The organism is Enterobacter cloacae complex sp. P6RS (assembly GCF_014982245.1).
In the GTDB taxonomy this organism is placed as follows: domain Bacteria; phylum Pseudomonadota; class Gammaproteobacteria; order Enterobacterales; family Enterobacteriaceae; genus Enterobacter; species Enterobacter bugandensis.
Map to the genome: position 1 here is coordinate 195,304 of NZ_JADCLB010000017.1, position 16,865 is coordinate 212,168.

Consider the following 16,865-nt stretch of genomic DNA (forward strand, 5'->3'; position numbering starts at 1 on the left):
ACTGTTTTACCAAACCAGCGAAATTTAGCAATCTATTAACACACTCTCTGGGCGATCCAGCGCGTGATCTCTTTCAAGGCTTTGTCAAAATTCTGATACACCGGGCTGAACGGCACCTCAAGCAATTTGCCATCCGCAGATGACGAAGTGATTAAGCGCGACTCTTCTTCCGGGCTGAACGGATCGTTTTTCCAGAAACCGGACAGCATCGGCGTCGGGCAGCGGCGTCCAAGCAACCCTTGCGTTTTTAACGAGTAGCGATTGAGTTCGACGCGCAGCGCTTCGTCTGAGGCATCATGCATGCCAAGTCGACTGGCAAGGACGTCCAGATACATCTCCGGCACGCTGCCCTGACGGGCAGGATCGCTGAGCAGGGCGTGAACCACCGGGCCCAGGCAGGCGACGGCCTTCAGACGTGAAGATTCAAGGTAAGCCAGACGCACCGCAACGTTGGCACCAAAACGGAAGCCGAACGCCGCGACGCGGGTGTGGTCAACCCATGGAACATTTTCCAGCGCTTTAAGCGCATGCTGGTGCAGCAGGCTAGAATCCTGCGTTAACTTCCACTTCGATGAGAATCCAATAGAAGGCATATCGAGCGTCAGCATCGCGATCCCTTTTGGTGCGAAGTAGCGCTCATACAGGCTGTAATAGTCGATTTGCAGGGAATCCAGCCCGCCGCACATTAGCACGGTCGGGAACGGGCCTTCGCCTTCAGGCATGTGCAGGAACCCGGTGACGGGCGCACCGCCCGGAACGGCGAACTCAAGCTCGCGCATCTGACCCGGCAGACGTTGAGCAGCTTCCTCATAGGCACGATTCGCCAGCGCCTGAGCCTGCTCGGCCAGCTCATCCCCTTTCAAATGCGGATAGGCGGCGATGGCGTAGAGGTTGGCCGCATGCAGCCAGTGCTTGCCGCTTCGCGTGGCATCCTCTTCCTGGCTGGCTTTTTGCTGCCAGAGCATCGCCTGTTTAGACCATTCGTAGATCCAGTTCCCGCCCCGGTAGCCGACCACCGTGTCGTAGAGCTCGCTGTCGGTACGCTCCGACTCGCTCATTACGATACGCGCCTGCACGTCGAGGATTTCACGGGGATCGATACCGCGCCAGATCCACATCAGGCGGTTAATCATGCGATACCAGTGGGGCACGTTTTTACCGTCTAACGCAGACTGGACGGCAGGCATGGTTCCCGGATTAAACCGACGGACCAGCGTCGACGTTTCAGGGTGTTTGAAACGGGGTTTGAAAAGCGTCTCGGTGAGATTTGCCTGCGTCATTGCGTTGCCTCCATGGATACGTCATATAGTGCCCATTGTAACGCGTGGCAGGCCAAAAAGAACAACGCCCGGCATAGCCGGGCGTGTAAAGTTACGTACTGGTATTAACGGCCTGAGATAGGCGGCACGAAGACCACGCCCATATCCCACGGCTGTTCAATCCAGGTATCCTGCGGGATATCAATCACGTAATCGTCGACCAGCGGACGACCAGCAGGCTTCGCAAAGATAGTGACGAAGTGCGCTTTCGGGTACATTTCGCGAATAGCGACCGCTGTACCGCCGGTGTCCACCAGATCGTCGATAACGATGAAGCCTTCACCGTCGCCTTCAGCGCGTTTCAGCACTTTCAGCTCACGCTGGTTATCATGGTCATAGCTGGAGATGCAGACGGTATCGACATGACGAATACCCAGCTCACGTGCCAGCAGCGCCCCCGGTACCAGACCGCCACGGCTGACGGCAATAATGCCTTTCCACTGTTCGGAAGGCATCAGACGCGCAGCCAGTTTGCGTGCGTGAATCTGCAACATGTCCCAGGTGACGACGTATTTTTCGCTCATGTGAAGTGTCCCAGCCTGTTTTTATACGGCTTAAAAAGTGTTCGAGGGGGAAATAGGTTGCGCGAGATTATAGAGATCTGGCGCACTAAAAACCAGTGTTTAGCGCTCCCTGCCTGAGTTTTTACATGCTTTATGCTACCAGCCAGCAGAGAAAGTGGTATTCTCAGTTGCATCTCGCAAGCCTGTCTTGTGGTAACTATTAACCTGCTAACCCTGTGGCCTGCAACCCTGTTTGCAGCGCCTCGACAAGGAGACTTATCGTGTCTGAACTGTCTCAATTATCTCCGCAGCCGCTGTGGGATATTTTTGCCAAAATTTGCTCCATTCCACACCCTTCCTACCATGAAGAACAGCTTGCCGAACATATTATGGGTTGGGCAAAGGAAAAAGGTCTGCACGCAGAGCGCGACCAGGTTGGCAACATTCTGATCCGCAAACCAGCTACCGCAGGCATGGAAAACCGTAAACCGGTTGTACTGCAGGCGCACCTGGACATGGTGCCACAGAAAAACAACGACACCGTTCACGACTTCACTAAAGACCCAATCCAGCCGTACATCGACGGCGACTGGGTAAAAGCGCGCGGCACCACCCTGGGCGCGGACAACGGCATCGGTATGGCCTCTGCGCTGGCGGTGCTGGCTGACGACAGCGTTGAACACGGTCCGCTGGAAGTGCTGCTGACCATGACCGAAGAAGCGGGCATGGACGGCGCGTTCGGTCTGCAGGCGAACTGGCTGCAGGCAGATATCCTGATCAACACCGACTCCGAAGAAGAAGGCGAGATCTACATGGGCTGCGCGGGCGGGATTGATTTCATCTCCACCCTGCCGCTATCTCGCGAAGCGATTCCTGCGGGCTTCCAGACCTTCAAGCTGACGCTGAAAGGGCTGAAAGGCGGTCACTCCGGCGGTGATATTCACCTGGGCCTGGGTAACGCCAACAAACTGCTGGCACGCTTCCTGGCGGGACACGCGGCCGAGCTGGACCTGCGTCTGGTGGACTTCAACGGCGGCACCCTGCGCAACGCGATCCCACGCGAAGCCTTTGCCACCGTGGCGGTGCCAGCGGCGAAAGCGGACGAGCTGAAAAAACTCTCCAGCGTCTACCTGGATATCCTGAAAAACGAACTGTCGGCGAAAGAGAAGAACCTGACCGTGGTGCTGGAATCCGTGTCTACGGATAAAGCCGCCCTGACCGCGCAGTCTCGCGATAGCTTCGTTCAGCTGCTGAACGCGACGCCAAACGGCGTGATTCGCAACTCTGACGTGGCGAAAGGCGTTGTGGAAACCTCTCTGAACGTGGGCGTGGTGACCATGAGCGACGACAGCGCGGAAATTATCTGCCTGATCCGCTCCCTGATCGACAGCGGTAAAGAGTATGTAGTAAGCATGCTGGAATCTCTGGGTGCGCTGGCGGGCGCGAAAACCTCCGCCAAAGGCAGCTACCCTGGCTGGCAGCCGGATGCAAGCTCTCCGGTGATGGCACTGGTGCGTGAAACTTATCAGCGTCTGTTCAACAGCACCCCGAACATCCAGGTGATCCACGCGGGTCTGGAATGTGGTCTGTTTAAGAAGCCGTATCCGGACATGGACATGGTTTCCATCGGGCCAACCATTACCGGTCCACACTCGCCGGATGAGCAGGTTCATATTGAAAGCGTCGGCCATTACTGGACGCTGTTGACGGAACTGCTGAAGGCGATCCCTGCGAAGTAATTTGTCGTCTGTTGCCCGGCGGCGCTACGCTTGCCGGGCCTACGATGAGTGTAATCTACAATCCCAAAACCAGCTGACGCTCCAGCTGCGGATCCAGCAGCGTGACGTGCAGTCCCACCAGCCTCACCCCTCGTCCGCCTCGTCGTTCTTCCCACGCCTTTTTCGCTGTTGCGATAAGATCTTCTTTGTTCAGGCGCGGCCAGACGTGCTCCTGCGTCGTCTGCTGAAAGTCGTTAAATTTCAGCTTGATGCCCTGTCGGGCAATCAGTAAATCAGGCTTTACTTTGATCAGGCGTCGCTCCAGCTCCGGATAGAGCTGTTCCGTAATAATGGTTTCGCATTCTGACCAGTCATGGATGTCTTCGCTCAGCGTGCGCTCAACCCCGACCGATTTACGAAGCCGTTCGTTGTTTACATCGCGGTCGTCAATGCCCTGACTGCGCTCCCACAGCACGCGGCCAAACTTCCCAAAGCGCTTGAGCAGCATAGCCAGGTCGCTTCGCTGCACGTCTTCGCAGGTGCGTAACCCCATACTTTCCAGCTTCGCGGCGGAGACTTTGCCTACGCCGGGGATTTTGCCAAGCGGCAACGTTTTTAAAAACGCCGGGACCTCTTCAGGGGTGATGACGTACTGGCCGTTGGGTTTATTTAAATCGGAAGCAATTTTGGCGAGAAATTTTACCGGCGCGACGCCTGCCGACGCGGTGAGATTCAGCTCGTTGAAAATGGTCTGGCGGATCTCCTGCGCCATCAGGGTAGCGGAGCCGTGACAGTGCAGGCTGTCGGTGACGTCCAGATAGGCTTCGTCCAGCGAAAGCGGTTCAATCAGTGAGGTGTAGCGGGAGAAGATTTCGCGTATATGGTTTGACGCTTCTTTATAGGCGTCAAAGCGCCCGGGCAAAAGAGTAAGGTGCGGACACAGTTTCAGCGCCATCGCCGTCGGCATGGCGCTGCGCACGCCAAATTTGCGTGCAGGATAGTTGGCGGTGCTGATCACACCGCGCTGAACGCGGCTGCCGCCAATGGCGATGGGAATATCCCGCAGCGCCGGGTTGTCACGCATCTCCACTGCGGCAAAAAAGCAGTCCATATCGACATGGATTATTTTGCGCATCGGTCATACCACACATGTATTTATATACAGTATAACAAAAGGCAAAAAATGCGTCAGCTATTTTCCTTACTCACGGTTGTCATATAAACGTGTTACAAAAATTCGTAATAAAACCTTTATATACATACATTTAGAAAATCAATGGAGCGTAATTATTCATGAAGAAAATTCTCTCGATTTCGTTACTGTTTCTGGCGAGTGCTGCATCTGCTAGCCCTGCGATCGTTGCCCACCGGGGCGGGACTGCGGATGCACCTGAAAATACCCTGCCAGCCATTAAGCTCGCCCTCGAAAACAAAGCAGATATCGTCTGGATAACCGTGCAGCTCAGTCGGGATGGCGTACCGGTTCTCTATCGACCTGCCGATCTGAAAGCGTTAACCAATCTGAAGGGAAAGGTGTCACAGTATACCGCTGAAGAACTGGCAAAGGCGGATGCCAGCGTGAAGTGGAAAGATAAGGGCCTGCCGGAAAACCTGCTTAATTCCCCGATACCGACGCTGAAGTCGGTGCTGAGCGCCTGGCCAGATACGCGTTTTTTCATTGACATCAAATCGCCGGATGCCGATCCGGCGACCATGGGCAACGCGCTGCTTAACGTATTGAAAGAGACCAACAGCCTGAATCGTGTTCGCGTTTATTCAACCGAAGATCGCTATATGGAAGCATTGCCTGTCGAAATCCCCCGCTTTGTCACGCGCAGCGAAACCCGCACGCGCCTGGCCACGATTTCGTTGAGCCATGAATGTCTGCCTCCTTCACAAAAAATGGACGATTACTGGTATGGGCTTGAGTTAAACCGAAAAGTAGAAGTGGTCGAGAAATTCACCTTAGGTGAAGGTGTCTCTCCTGCAACATTAACGTGGGACAAAGAGGCCGTTGACTGCTTCCGCTCTCAGGGCAATGCCCATCTGATTTTTATCGGCGTGAACTCAGTAGAGGATTACCAGAAGGCGAAAACACTGGGTGCCGAAGGGGTTCTTGTAGACTCACCAGCCAAAGCCAAAAGCTGGGCAAAATAAATGATAAAGGCCGCACGAAGCGGCCTTTTCCTAGATAATTCTCTGCTGGTCCCGGGCCATGCGCTTTTTACGCGCATCGCACGGTTCGGGGCAGTCGCACACCTTTTCCATTCCGATGGAAGAGATACCTCCACAGCTGCCCTGAATGCTTTTACGCTTGATTATCCAGCCTAAAGACATACCGAACACCACCAACAAAAACACCGCAAAGGTTGCCAGAAAGGTCAACATTATTAGCCCCCGAAATCATCAAGGAGGATGTTTTCATCTTCCACGCCGAGATCTTTGAGCATCTTGATCACGGCGGCGTTCATCATTGGCGGACCACACATATAGAACTCGCAGTCTTCCGGTGCCGGGTGCTGTTTGAGGTAGTTTTCATACAGCACGTTGTGAATGAATCCCGTATAGCCCGTCCAGTTATCTTCCGGCTGCGGATCGGAGAGCGCCACGTGGAAGGTAAAGTTCGGATTCTCACGCGCTAGCTGTTCAAACTCATCGTCGTAGAACATTTCGCGCAGCGAGCGCGCACCGTACCAGAAGCTGATTTTACGCTTGCTGCCGAGACGCTTGAGCTGGTCAAAGATGTGTGAGCGCATAGGGGCCATACCCGCACCGCCGCCAATAAAGACCATTTCCGCGTCGGTATCTTTAGCAAAAAACTCGCCGAACGGACCGGAGATCGTCACCTTGTCGCCTGGCTTAAGGGACCAGATATACGACGACATCACGCCAGGCGGCGCGTCAGGCACGTTTGGCGGCGGCGTGGCGATACGCACGTTGAGCATGATAATGCCCTTCTCTTCCGGGTAGTTAGCCATGGAATAGGCGCGCAGCGCGGGCTCTTTTACCTCGGAAACAAAGCGGAAGAGATTAAATTTATCCCAGTCGGCCCGGTACTCATCGGGCACGTCGAAGTCCGCATACGCCACGGTGTGCGCCGGACAATCAATCTGGATATACCCACCTGCACGGAACGGGACGCTCTCCCCTTCAGGGACACGCAGCTTGAGCTCTTTAATGAACGTGGCTTTGTTATCGTTCGAGATAACCTCGCACTCCCATTTTTTCACGCCGAAGATCTCTTCCGGCAGCTCAATCTTCATGTTCTGACGCACCGCGACCTGGCACGCCAGGCGGCACCCCTCTTTCGCTTCACGCTTCGTAATATGCGACAGTTCAGTAGGCAGAATATCACCGCCCCCCTCTTTCACCGTCACACGACACTGCCCGCATGAGCCGCCTCCACCGCAGGCTGACGAGACAAAAATCCCGTTGCCCGAGAGCGTATTAAGCAACTTGTCCCCTGCCGGAGTGCGGATCTGGTTCTGCGGATCGTCATTGATATCAATGATCACATCCCCGGAATTAACCAGCTTTGCGCGCGCCGCCAGAATCAGCCCTGACAGCACCAGTACTATCAGCGTGAACATCACCACGCCAAGAATAATTTCCATCTGTTAGCCCTTATAGCTGCACACCGGAGAAGGACATAAAGCCCAACGCCATCAGGCCGGTGGTGATAAAGGTGATCCCTAAGCCACGCAGCCCCGCAGGCACGTTGGCATATTTCATTTTTTCACGGATCCCCGCCATGGTGACAATCGCCAGCATCCAGCCGATACCGGAACCGAAGCCGTACACCACCGATTCACTGAAGTTGTAATCGCGCTGAACCATAAACGAAACGCCACCGAAGATGGCGCAGTTCACCGCGATCAGCGGCAGGAAGATCCCCAGAGCGTTGTACAGCGACGGGAAATACTTATCGAGGATCATCTCCAGGATTTGTACCAGCGCCGCAATCACCCCGATGAAGGTGATGAAGTTCAGGAAGCTAAGATCGACGCCTTCCACCAGCGCGCCGTCCCGCAGCACGAAGTTGAACACCAGGTTGTTAATCGGAACTGAAAGCCCCAGCACAACGGTGACCGCCACGCCCAGGCCAAATGCCGTCGAGACCTTTTTAGAGACGGCAAGGAACGTACACATGCCCAGGAAGAAGGCGAGCGCCATGTTTTCAACAAACACCGCGCGCACAAATAAACTCAGGTAATGAGCCATTGTCGGTTACTCCTTTTCCTGCTGCTCAGGCTTCAGCGTACGAATCAGCCAGATCAGCAAACCGATAATGAAAAACGCGCTTGGGGCCAGCAGGAACAGGCCGTTCGGCAGATACCAGCCGCCGTTCTGTACCGTATCCAGCACCTGAACGCCAAACAGCTTGCCGCTGCCAATCAGCTCGCGCAGGAAACCGACCGTCAGCAGGATCACACCGTAGCCCAGGCCGTTGCCGATACCGTCCATAAAGCTCGCCAGCGGCGGCATTTTCATGGCGTAGGCTTCAGCGCGCCCCATCACGATGCAGTTGGTGATAATCAGGCCGACAAACACCGAAAGCTGTTTGGAGGTTTCGTAGGCGAAAGCGCGCAGTAGCTGATCGACCACGATCACCAGCGAGGCGATGATCGCCATCTGCACGATGATCCTCACGCTGTTGGGGATGTGGTGGCGGATCATCGAGATAAACATGCTGGAAAACGCCGTCACCAGCGTTACCGCCAGCGTCATCACCACCGCCGTTTCCAGCTTGGTCGTTACCGCCAGAGCCGAGCACACACCCAGCACCTGCAGGGTTATCGGGTTATTGGCTAAAAGTGGGCCAATCAGCACCTTTTTAACTTCTTTCAGTTCACCCGTATCAGCCATTGTTCAGCGCTCCTTCACGTACGTTCTTCAGGAAGGGACCAAAGCCCAGTTCACCCATCCAGAAATCAAAGCTGTGCTGCACCCCGTTAGAGGTGAGTGTGGCGCCGGAAAGACCGTCCACGGCGAATTCATCCCCAGGACGCGCGCCTCCTTTCACCACCTTCAGCGCAGGCTGACCGTTATCATTGAGCACTTTTTTACCGATAAACTGCGCACGCCAGTTAGGGTTTTCCACTTCGCCACCCAGCCCCGGCGTTTCGCCCTGATCGTAATAAGTAATACCTTTGACCGTGCGGCCATCGGTATCCAGTGCCACAAACGCATACATCATTGACCATAAGCCGTTGCCGTAGATGGGCAACACGATTTCCTGTATGCGCTTCTGCTCGTCACGAACGAGGTAAATCTCCGCGACATTGCTGCGGCGCTTAATGCCAGCCGGATCCTGCGAGGCGTCAAGCACGGTGCTCATCTGCGGATCCTTTAATGCCAGCGCCTGGTTATATTTCGCCGGGTCTTTATCCATCAGCTCGCCGGTTTTTAAATCCACCAGCCGTGCGGTAATACGTTCGGCAAACACCGCTGCGACGTCGTCCTTCGTCATGCCTTCCTGCATCAGCCCGGCAACGGCCAGGATGTTGCGCTGTTTATCCAGCGCGCGCTGTTCCTGCTGCAGCGGCTTTAACCCTACGGCGGAACCGGCAACCACGATGGAACAGACCAGACACAGTACCAAAACCACCAGCAGCGTTTTGCTGATGCTGTCGTTATTTTTAACCTCAGCCACGCGCCTTCCTCCGCTTAATGTTGGCGCGCACGACCAGGTAGTCGAACAGCGGCGCAAACAGGTTGGCAAACAGAATGGCCAACATCATCCCTTCCGGATAGGCCGGGTTGACCACGCGAATCAGTACACACATCACGCCAATGAGCGCGCCGTAGCACCATTTCCCCCTGTCGGTAAAGGAGGCCGAGACGGGATCGGTGGCCATGAACATCATGCCAAACGCAAAGCCTCCCAGCACCAGGTGCCAGTACCACGGCATGGAGAACATCGGGTTCGTGTCTGAACCAATAAGGTTGAACAGCGTCGCGGTAAGCACCATGCCGAGCATAACGCCCGCGACGATGCGCCAGGACGCCACGCGGCCAAAGAGGATGATGGCCCCGCCGATCAAAATCATCAGGGTAGATACTTCGCCAATGGAGCCCGGAATGTTGCCAAGAAACGCGTCAAACCAGGTCACGGGCTGGCCGGTAGCATTGTTGACCAGCGTTTCGCCGCCGCCTGCCGCCCACTGTGAAAGTGGCGTCGCGCCGGAGAATCCGTCTGCTGCCGTCCACACCAGGTCGCCCGAAATCTGCGCCGGGTAAGCAAAGAACAGGAACGCACGCCCCGCCAGCGCCGGGTTGAGGAAGTTACGACCGGTGCCGCCGAAAATCTCTTTGGCAATCACCACGCCAAAGCTGATCCCCATTGCCGCCTGCCAGAGCGGTAGCGTGGGCGGAACAATCAGCGCAAACAGAATGGAGGTCACGAAGAAGCCTTCGTTGATCTCGTGTTTGCGGATGATGGCGAACAGCACTTCCCAGAAGCCGCCCACGATAAAGACGGTCATGTAGATCGGCAGGAAGAAGACGGCCCCCAGCGTCATCATGCTGACCCAGCCTGCATCAGCCGCAAAGCTGACGCCCAGCGACTGCGCCAGACGATAGTGCCAGTCAGACTGGATCACCTGCGCCAGCTGCTGGGCGTCGTACATATGATGCAGCGCCGGAATGGTTTGCAGACCAACGTTGTACATGCCCCAGAACATGGCCGGGAAAACCGCAAACCACACCAGGATCATCATGCGTTTCAGGTCGATGGCATCGCGAACGTGCGCTGCCCCTTTCGTCACCAGACCCGGAGTGTAGAAAATAGTCGTCGTCGCTTCATACAGCGGGTAGTACTTTTTGAGCTTCCCTTCGGTAAAGTGCGGCTCAATTTTTTCAAAGAGGTGCTTTAATCCCATGGTTATCCTTCCTGCTCAATGCGGGTTAACACCTCGCGCAATACGGGTCCATATTCGTATTTACCCGGACACACATAGGTACAGAGCGCCAGATCTTCTTCATCCAGTTCCAGACAACCGAGCGCCTGCGCGCCGTCGGTATCGCCTGCCAGAAGATCGCGCAGCAGCACGGTAGGCAGAATATCCAGCGGCATTACACGTTCGTAGTTGCCAATCGGAACCATCGCGCGCTCGCCGCCGTTCGTGCTGGTAGAGAAGTTAAAGAGCTTATGACGCAGGAAGTGGCCAAGCGTGGTGCGGGTGACAGAGTATTTTTCTGCACCAGGCAGAACCCAGCCGAACAGCTCTTTCTCACGCCCTTCCAGAACGACGCTCACCTGAAGATGGAAACGTCCCAGGTACGCGTGCGCATTGACAGCGCGGCGGCCGCTGAGTACCGAACCGGAAATGAGGCGGTTTTCACCCTCTTTCGTTTCCCTTGACAGCAGTTCATTAATGTCTGCTCCCAGAAGCGTCTTAACCAGACGCGGGTTTGCGGCCTGCGGCCCGCCGATAGCGATAATCCGTTCAGCGCAGAGTTCACCCGTAGTAAAGAGCTTGCCGATGGCAATGACATCCTGATAATTAAGGTGCCAGACCTGTTTTTTAAGGCTCACCGGCTCAAGGAAGTGGATATGGGTCCCGACCAGACCCGCCGGATGCGGGCCGGAAAATTCATTAAACGTAACCTGTCCCTGCGGATGGCCGCCAAGCTTGCTGCCACTGGCCTGGCAAACGTGCACTTTTCCGGGCGTCAGGCGAGTCAGAACGGTCAGCCCGGCATCAAAGGCTTTACGCTGCGCCAGGATAATGGGCTGCGGGTCTGCGCTGAGCGGGTTGGTGTCGATGGCCGTCACGAAAATGGCAGCCGGGGCGGTATCAGGAACGGGTGATTTGCTGAAAGGACGCGTACGCAGCGCCGTCCACAGGCCGGACGCGAGCAGCTGAGCCTGCACATCTTCGCGGCTAAGCGTCGCGAGATCTGCCGCATCATAACGAGCAAACTCACGCTGTTCATCGCCTTCAATGCGGATTACCACCGACTGCAGCACGCGACGCTCGCCGCGGTTGATCGCTACCACGGTGCCGCTGGCGGGGGCCGTGAACATGACGCCGGGATTTTTTTTGTCTTCAAAGAGCGCCTGCCCTTTGATCACGCGATCGCCCTCCTGCACCAGCATTGAAGGACGCATGCCCAGATAATCGTCACCTAAAATTGCGACATGACGGACGCTTGCGCCACACGAGACGTGCTGCTCAGGCACGCCTGCAATCGGCAAATTAAGTCCTTTTTTTATTTTAAACATGTGGTTAGCAGGTATCCATAAACAACAATCCAGTGGGCGCAAAGTGTAACATTTTCCCCTTCTCTCGGGCAGGAGATCCACCGTCGGGCGCGCCAAATTGCGAGCTATTACGCAAAGTTCCTGGAGTCAGCGCGTTTTGGATGGTTTATAAAGTAAAACTAATTTGTAAACTCACCGCCCGGCTCTTGCGAAAATCTATAGCGGTGCTAATGTGAGCGCACCTAACAGAATAATCTGATTTCGGGTCTCTTTTGCCGTCCTGGCAAGTTAGTCCAGGTTTTATCAAGGAATTTGTAGTATGCGTAAAATCGCATTGTTCATTGCGATGCTTCTGATTCCGTGCATGTCGTTTGCCGGGCTGCTCAGCAGCAACAGCTCCACCACGCCGATCAGCAAAGAATATAAACAGCAGTTAATGGGATCCCCGGTTTATATTCAAATTTTCAAGGAAGAGCGCACGCTCGATCTGTTTGTAAAAATGGGCGAAACATATCAGCTGCTTGATAGCTACAAAATTTGTAACTATTCCGGCGGGCTGGGCCCGAAACAGCGTCAGGGCGATTTCAAAAGTCCGGAAGGTTTTTACAACGTTCAGCGTAACCAGCTAAAGCCGGATAGCCGCTTCTATAAAGCGATCAACATCGGTTTCCCGAACGCCTATGACCGTGCTCACGGTTATGAAGGGAAATACCTGATGATCCACGGTGCCTGCGTGTCTGTCGGCTGCTACGCGATGACCGACTCCGGCATTGATGAGATTTTCCAGTTCGTAACCGGCGCACTGGTCTTTGGGCAGCCTAACGTTCAGGTCAGCATCTATCCGTTCCGCATGACCGATGCCAATATGGCGCGCCATAAGTACTCTTACTACGCCGATTTCTGGAAACAGCTGAAGCCGGGTTATGACTACTTTGAGCAGACCCACAAGCCGCCGGTAGTCTCTATCGTCGATGGCCGTTACGTGGTCAGCAAACCGCTGAGCCACGAAGTCGTCCACCCGCAGCTGGCGTCAAATTACACGGTCCCCGAGACAAAATAGCACCCACTCGCCTGGCATAATCTTTTGCCAGGTTTCGTTGCCCGTCAGCGGCTGCGTTGCAATGACTGTGACCACATCGTTCGGTGTGGTCTCTTTCTGAAAATCTATCTCCACATCCTGATCGAGCAGCGTAGCAACGCCAAACGGCGCACGGCGCGTGATCCAGAAGAGATTCGTCGAGCAGAACGCCATCACGTAGCGCCCGTCAGACAACAGCATGTTAAACACGCCTTTTTCACGCAATTCGGCTGCCAGCGTCGCGATGTATTTGAATACGGCGGCCATATTGCCGGGCGTGCGCGGATAACGTTCCGTCAGCTTATGCAGCAGCCAGCAGAAGGCCTTCTCGCTGTCCGTTTCGCCCACCGGACGGAAGTTGCCCGTTTCCAGAGATTTATAGCCCGTAAGCTGCCCGTTGTGCGCGTAGGTCCAGTTACGGCCCCACAGCTCGCGGGTAAAGGGATGGGTATTTTCCAGGGCAACTTCGCCGCGGTTTGCCTGGCGAATATGCGCGATCACCGAACAGGATTTAATGGGATAGTCCTGCACCAGTTTGGCAATCGGTGAGTTAAAGCTGGGCTGTGGATCTTTGAACGTGCGACACCCTTTGCCTTCATAGAAGGTGATGCCCCAGCCGTCTTTATGCGGCCCGGTTCCCCCACCGCGCTGAACCAGCCCGGTGAAGCTAAAGCAGATATCGGTTGGCACATTGGCGCTCATCCCGAGCAGTTCGCACATACATCACCTCCACAACAGCGGGGGGCACCGGCGCCCCCCAGCGAAGTCTTACTTAACCATCTCTTTTTCGATCAGCTGGATCAGGATGTGGATCACTTTGATGTGAATCTCCTGAACGCGATCTGCATAGCCGAAGTGCGGAACGCGAATTTCGATATCCGCCGTACCGTCCATCTTACCGCCATCTTTCCCGGTCAGGGTGATGACCTTCATCCCTTTTTCACGCGCGGCGGCGATCGCTTTGATCACGTTCGCGGAGTTACCGGAGGTAGAGATACCCAGCAGCACGTCGCCTTCACGGCCTACTGCCTCAACGTAGCGGGAAAAGATGTGGTCGTAACCGAAGTCGTTGCCTACGCAGGAGATGTGGCTCACGTCGGAAATCGCAATCGCCGGGTAGCCCGGACGGTTTTCGCGATAGCGTCCGGTCAGCTCTTCGGCGAAGTGCATGGCGTCACAGTGGGAACCGCCGTTACCGCAGGAGAGCACTTTGCCACCGGCCTTAAAACTGTCGGCCAGCAGGACCGCCGCGCGCTGAATAGCGTGAATATTGGCATCATCTTTCAGAAAGTTCGCCAGCGTTTCCGCCGCTTCGTTCAGTTCGTTACGAATAAGATCCTGGTACATGAGGATAATCCTTCAGTATTGATGAAATAACACAGTGGAGTGTACCGGATAGCGGGAAAAGCGAGAAGCTAAAGCCATGCGAATCGTCCGGCGTTTTGATTTTTTGTGCCGGCGAAAACGCGAACAATGTGAACCAGGTTGTAATTATTTTGTAAACACATTGCTAAAGGAATTCACATCAACTACAACCATATCATCACAAGTGGTCAGACCTCCTACAAGCAAGGGAGCTTTTCTTTATGATGATTTTGAGCATTCTCGCAACCGTTGTACTGCTCGGTGTGTTGTTCTATCACCGCGTCAGTTTATTCCTGAGCAGCCTGATTCTTCTGGCCTGGACGGCTGCGCTTGGCGTCGCAGGTCTCTGGAATATCTGGATTTTGGTCCCTCTTGCCATCATTCTGCTGCCGTTTAACCTGGCCCCGATGCGTAAGTCGATGATCTCCGCGCCGGTATTTAAAGGCTTCCGCAAAGTGATGCCGCCGATGTCGCGCACCGAGAAAGAAGCGATTGATGCGGGCACCACCTGGTGGGAAGGCGATCTGTTCCAGGGCAACCCGGACTGGAAAAAGCTGCACAACTATCCGCAGCCGCGCCTGACCGCCGAAGAACAGGCCTTTATTGACGGCCCGGTGGAAGAAGCGTGCCGCATGGCGAACGACTTTGCTATTACCCACGAAATGGCCGACCTGCCGCCGGAGCTGTGGGCGTACCTGAAAGAGCATCGCTTCTTCGCGATGATCATCAAGAAAGAGTACGGCGGTCTTGAGTTCTCCGCTTACGCGCAGGCTCGTGTGCTGCAAAAGCTGGCAGGCGTCTCCGGGATCCTGGCGATTACCGTCGGCGTACCGAACTCCTTAGGCCCGGGCGAACTGCTGCAGCACTATGGTACGGAAGAGCAGAAAGATCACTATCTGCCGCGACTGGCGCGCGGTCAGGAAATCCCGTGCTTCGCGCTGACCAGCCCGGAAGCAGGCTCCGATGCAGGCGCAATCCCGGATACCGGCGTGGTCTGTATGGGAGAGTGGCAGGGCCAGCAGGTGCTGGGCATGCGCCTGACCTGGAACAAACGCTATATCACCCTGGCGCCTATCGCCACCGTGCTCGGCCTGGCCTTTAAGCTCTCCGACCCGGAAAAACTGCTGGGCGGTGAAGAAGATCTGGGCATTACCTGTGCGCTGATCCCAACCTCGACGCCGGGTGTGGAAATTGGCCGTCGTCACTTCCCGCTGAACGTGCCGTTCCAGAACGGCCCGACCCGCGGCCAGGATATCTTCGTGCCGATTGACTACATCATCGGCGGCCCGAAAATGGCCGGTCAGGGCTGGCGAATGCTGGTGGAATGTCTGTCGGTGGGTCGCGGTATTACCCTGCCGTCGAACTCAACCGGCGGCCTGAAGTCCGTCGCGATGGGAATTGGCGCTTATGCCCACATTCGCCGTCAGTTCAAAATCTCCATCGGCAAGATGGAAGGTATCGAAGAGCCGCTGGCGCGCATCGCGGGCAACGCTTACGTAATGGACGCCGCTGCATCCCTGATTACCTACGGCATCATGCTGGGCGAAAAACCGGCCGTGCTGTCCGCGATTGTGAAGTACCACTGTACCCACCGCGCGCAGCAGTCGATCATTGACGCGATGGATATCGCGGGCGGTAAAGGCATTATGCTCGGCGAAGGCAACTTCCTGGCGCGCGGCTATCAGGGCGCACCGATTGCCATCACCGTGGAAGGGGCCAACATCCTGACCCGCAGCATGATGATCTTCGGCCAGGGTGCGATTCGCTGCCATCCGTACGTGCTGGAAGAGATGGCCGCTGCGCAGAATAACGACGTGGACGCCTTCGACAAGCTGCTGTTCAAACATATCGGTCACGTGGGCAGCAACAAGGTGCGGAGCTTCTGGCTGGGCCTGACGCGCGGCCTGACCAGTGCGACGCCAACCGGCGATGCGACCAAACGTTACTACCAGCATCTGAACCGTCTGAGCGCCAACCTGGCTCTGCTGTCCGACGTTTCCATGGCGGTGCTGGGCGGTAGCCTGAAGCGTCGCGAGCGTATCTCCGCCCGTCTGGGCGACGTGCTGAGCCAGATCTTCCTGGCCTCTGCGGTGCTGAAACGCTACGACGACGAAGGCCGTCAGGAAGCGGATCTGCCGCTGGTGCACTGGGGCGTGCAGGATGCGATGTATCAGGCGGAACAGGCGATTGACGACCTGCTGGCGAACTTCCCGAACCGCTTCGTGGCTGGCGCTCTGCGCGTGGTGATCTTCCCGACCGGTCGTCATCACCTGGCGCCGTCCGACAAGCTGGACCACAAGGTGGCGAAGATCCTGCAGGTTCCGAGCGCAACCCGCTCCCGCATTGGCCGCGGTCAGTATCTGGCGCCAACGCCGCATAACCCGGTGGGCCTGCTGGAAGAGGCGCTGCTGGACGTGATGGCCGCCGACCCGATTCACCAGAAAATCTGCAAACAGCTGGGTAAAAACCTGCCGTTTACCCGTCTGGACGAACTGGCGAAACAGGCGCTGGCCGGTGGCATTATCAATAACGACGAAGCTGCGCTGCTGGTGAAAGCCGAAGAAAGCCGTCTGCGCAGTATTAACGTGGATGATTTCGAACCGGAAGAGCTGGCGACGCAGCCGGTAAAGCTGCCGGAGAAGCATCGCAAACCTGAAGCGGCATAACCCGCTTCGC

16 protein-coding genes are annotated in these 16,865 nt (G+C 55.9%); 4 read left to right on the top strand and 12 right to left on the bottom strand.

Annotated elements, in window-relative coordinates; all coding sequences use genetic code 11:
* Window positions 1–35 precede the first annotated feature (35 nt).
* Window positions 36–1,280, bottom strand: a complete 1,245-nt coding sequence (gene frsA, locus INF73_RS11070) for an esterase FrsA (protein WP_193541170.1) — start codon at window positions 1,278–1,280, stop codon at window positions 36–38.
* A gap of 104 nt (window positions 1,281–1,384) precedes the next feature.
* Window positions 1,385–1,843, bottom strand: coding sequence for a xanthine phosphoribosyltransferase (gpt, locus tag INF73_RS11075; RefSeq protein ID WP_003863205.1), 459 nt, complete (start codon window positions 1,841–1,843; stop codon window positions 1,385–1,387).
* A 260-nt stretch (window positions 1,844–2,103) separates the two neighbouring features.
* On the opposite strand from gpt, the gene pepD reads away from it, so the two are divergent.
* The gene (gene pepD, locus INF73_RS11080) at window positions 2,104–3,561 is read left to right on the top strand and encodes a cytosol nonspecific dipeptidase (RefSeq protein WP_045630671.1); all 1,458 of its coding nucleotides are present in this window, start codon (window positions 2,104–2,106) and stop codon (window positions 3,559–3,561) included.
* A 55-nt stretch (window positions 3,562–3,616) separates the two neighbouring features.
* On the opposite strand, the gene dinB is transcribed toward pepD, so the two are convergent.
* Window positions 3,617–4,675 (bottom strand): DNA polymerase IV, encoded by a 1,059-nt coding sequence (gene dinB, locus INF73_RS11085; RefSeq protein ID WP_041911133.1) that lies wholly within the window; start codon window positions 4,673–4,675, stop codon window positions 3,617–3,619.
* Window positions 4,676–4,833: 158 nt separating this feature from the next.
* On the opposite strand from dinB, the gene INF73_RS11090 reads away from it, so the two are divergent.
* On the top strand, window positions 4,834–5,697 hold the full coding sequence (locus tag INF73_RS11090; RefSeq protein WP_193541168.1) for a glycerophosphodiester phosphodiesterase family protein: 864 nt from the start codon (window positions 4,834–4,836) through the stop codon (window positions 5,695–5,697).
* 30 nt (window positions 5,698–5,727) lie between these two features.
* Here INF73_RS11090 and nqrM read toward each other — a convergent pair whose 3' ends face one another.
* The 7 genes from nqrM to INF73_RS11125 are packed head-to-tail and all read right to left on the bottom strand — an operon-like array spanning window position 5,728 to window position 11,767.
* Window positions 5,728–5,928 carry a (Na+)-NQR maturation NqrM gene (gene nqrM / locus INF73_RS11095; protein WP_041911135.1) on the bottom strand — a complete coding sequence of 67 codons (201 nt, stop codon included), beginning with the start codon at window positions 5,926–5,928 and terminating at the stop codon, window positions 5,728–5,730.
* Between the two features lie 2 nt (window positions 5,929–5,930).
* Window positions 5,931–7,154 (bottom strand): NADH:ubiquinone reductase (Na(+)-transporting) subunit F, encoded by a 1,224-nt coding sequence (gene nqrF, locus INF73_RS11100; protein ID WP_045630674.1) that lies wholly within the window; start codon window positions 7,152–7,154, stop codon window positions 5,931–5,933.
* Between the two features lie 10 nt (window positions 7,155–7,164).
* Window positions 7,165–7,761: an NADH:ubiquinone reductase (Na(+)-transporting) subunit E gene (nqrE, locus tag INF73_RS11105; protein ID WP_003863217.1), complete on the bottom strand. Its 597-nt coding sequence runs from the start codon at window positions 7,759–7,761 to the stop codon at window positions 7,165–7,167.
* A 6-nt stretch (window positions 7,762–7,767) separates the two neighbouring features.
* Window positions 7,768–8,406: an NADH:ubiquinone reductase (Na(+)-transporting) subunit D gene (locus INF73_RS11110; protein ID WP_028012078.1), complete on the bottom strand. Its 639-nt coding sequence runs from the start codon at window positions 8,404–8,406 to the stop codon at window positions 7,768–7,770.
* Window positions 8,399–9,193 carry a Na(+)-translocating NADH-quinone reductase subunit C gene (locus INF73_RS11115; RefSeq protein WP_041911137.1) on the bottom strand — a complete coding sequence of 265 codons (795 nt, stop codon included), beginning with the start codon at window positions 9,191–9,193 and terminating at the stop codon, window positions 8,399–8,401. Before INF73_RS11115 ends, INF73_RS11110 begins: the two co-directional genes overlap by 8 nt.
* Window positions 9,186–10,421 carry an NADH:ubiquinone reductase (Na(+)-transporting) subunit B gene (locus INF73_RS11120; protein ID WP_028012076.1) on the bottom strand — a complete coding sequence of 412 codons (1,236 nt, stop codon included), beginning with the start codon at window positions 10,419–10,421 and terminating at the stop codon, window positions 9,186–9,188. Before INF73_RS11120 ends, INF73_RS11115 begins: the two co-directional genes overlap by 8 nt.
* A 2-nt stretch (window positions 10,422–10,423) precedes the next feature.
* Window positions 10,424–11,767 carry a Na(+)-translocating NADH-quinone reductase subunit A gene (locus tag INF73_RS11125; RefSeq protein WP_193541166.1) on the bottom strand — a complete coding sequence of 448 codons (1,344 nt, stop codon included), beginning with the start codon at window positions 11,765–11,767 and terminating at the stop codon, window positions 10,424–10,426.
* 298 nt (window positions 11,768–12,065) lie between these two features.
* On the opposite strand from INF73_RS11125, the gene dpaA reads away from it, so the two are divergent.
* Complete coding sequence (gene dpaA, locus INF73_RS11130) at window positions 12,066–12,806, top strand: peptidoglycan meso-diaminopimelic acid protein amidase (protein ID WP_041911140.1); 741 nt, start codon at window positions 12,066–12,068, stop codon at window positions 12,804–12,806.
* Here dpaA and INF73_RS11135 read toward each other — a convergent pair.
* Both INF73_RS11135 and lpcA read right to left on the bottom strand, forming a co-directional pair.
* Window positions 12,777–13,544, bottom strand: a complete 768-nt coding sequence (locus INF73_RS11135) for a class II glutamine amidotransferase (protein ID WP_028012073.1) — start codon at window positions 13,542–13,544, stop codon at window positions 12,777–12,779. The genes dpaA and INF73_RS11135 overlap by 30 nt on opposite strands.
* 48 nt (window positions 13,545–13,592) lie before the next feature.
* A complete protein-coding gene (gene lpcA, locus INF73_RS11140; RefSeq protein ID WP_003863232.1) occupies window positions 13,593–14,171 on the bottom strand; it encodes a D-sedoheptulose 7-phosphate isomerase in 579 nt (192 codons plus the stop codon).
* 239 nt (window positions 14,172–14,410) lie between these two features.
* On the opposite strand from lpcA, the gene fadE reads away from it, so the two are divergent.
* Entirely contained in the window at window positions 14,411–16,855 is a 2,445-nt protein-coding gene (gene fadE / locus INF73_RS11145; protein ID WP_028012072.1) for an acyl-CoA dehydrogenase FadE, read from the top strand.
* The last annotated feature ends 10 nt before the right edge of the window (window positions 16,856–16,865 follow it).

Excerpts from the sequence above, each read along its gene's own strand:
- nqrF (WP_045630674.1), bottom strand. The coding sequence starts at position 7,154 with ATGGAAATTATTCTTGGCGTGGTGATGTTCACGCTGATAGTACTGGTG.
- INF73_RS11110 (WP_028012078.1), bottom strand. The coding sequence starts at position 8,406 with ATGGCTGATACGGGTGAACTGAAAGAAGTTAAAAAGGTGCTGATTGGC.
- INF73_RS11090 (WP_193541168.1), top strand. The coding sequence starts at position 4,834 with ATGAAGAAAATTCTCTCGATTTCGTTACTGTTTCTGGCGAGTGCTGCA.
- fadE (WP_028012072.1), top strand. The coding sequence starts at position 14,411 with ATGATGATTTTGAGCATTCTCGCAACCGTTGTACTGCTCGGTGTGTTG.
- lpcA (WP_003863232.1), bottom strand. The coding sequence starts at position 14,171 with ATGTACCAGGATCTTATTCGTAACGAACTGAACGAAGCGGCGGAAACG.
- nqrE (WP_003863217.1), bottom strand. The coding sequence starts at position 7,761 with ATGGCTCATTACCTGAGTTTATTTGTGCGCGCGGTGTTTGTTGAAAAC.
- gpt (WP_003863205.1), bottom strand. The coding sequence starts at position 1,843 with ATGAGCGAAAAATACGTCGTCACCTGGGACATGTTGCAGATTCACGCA.
- INF73_RS11120 (WP_028012076.1), bottom strand. The coding sequence starts at position 10,421 with ATGGGATTAAAGCACCTCTTTGAAAAAATTGAGCCGCACTTTACCGAA.
- dinB (WP_041911133.1), bottom strand. The coding sequence starts at position 4,675 with ATGCGCAAAATAATCCATGTCGATATGGACTGCTTTTTTGCCGCAGTG.
- INF73_RS11125 (WP_193541166.1), bottom strand. The coding sequence starts at position 11,767 with ATGTTTAAAATAAAAAAAGGACTTAATTTGCCGATTGCAGGCGTGCCT.
- INF73_RS11135 (WP_028012073.1), bottom strand. The coding sequence starts at position 13,544 with ATGTGCGAACTGCTCGGGATGAGCGCCAATGTGCCAACCGATATCTGC.
- dpaA (WP_041911140.1), top strand. The coding sequence starts at position 12,066 with ATGCGTAAAATCGCATTGTTCATTGCGATGCTTCTGATTCCGTGCATG.
- nqrM (WP_041911135.1), bottom strand. The coding sequence starts at position 5,928 with ATGTTGACCTTTCTGGCAACCTTTGCGGTGTTTTTGTTGGTGGTGTTC.
- frsA (WP_193541170.1), bottom strand. The coding sequence starts at position 1,280 with ATGACGCAGGCAAATCTCACCGAGACGCTTTTCAAACCCCGTTTCAAA.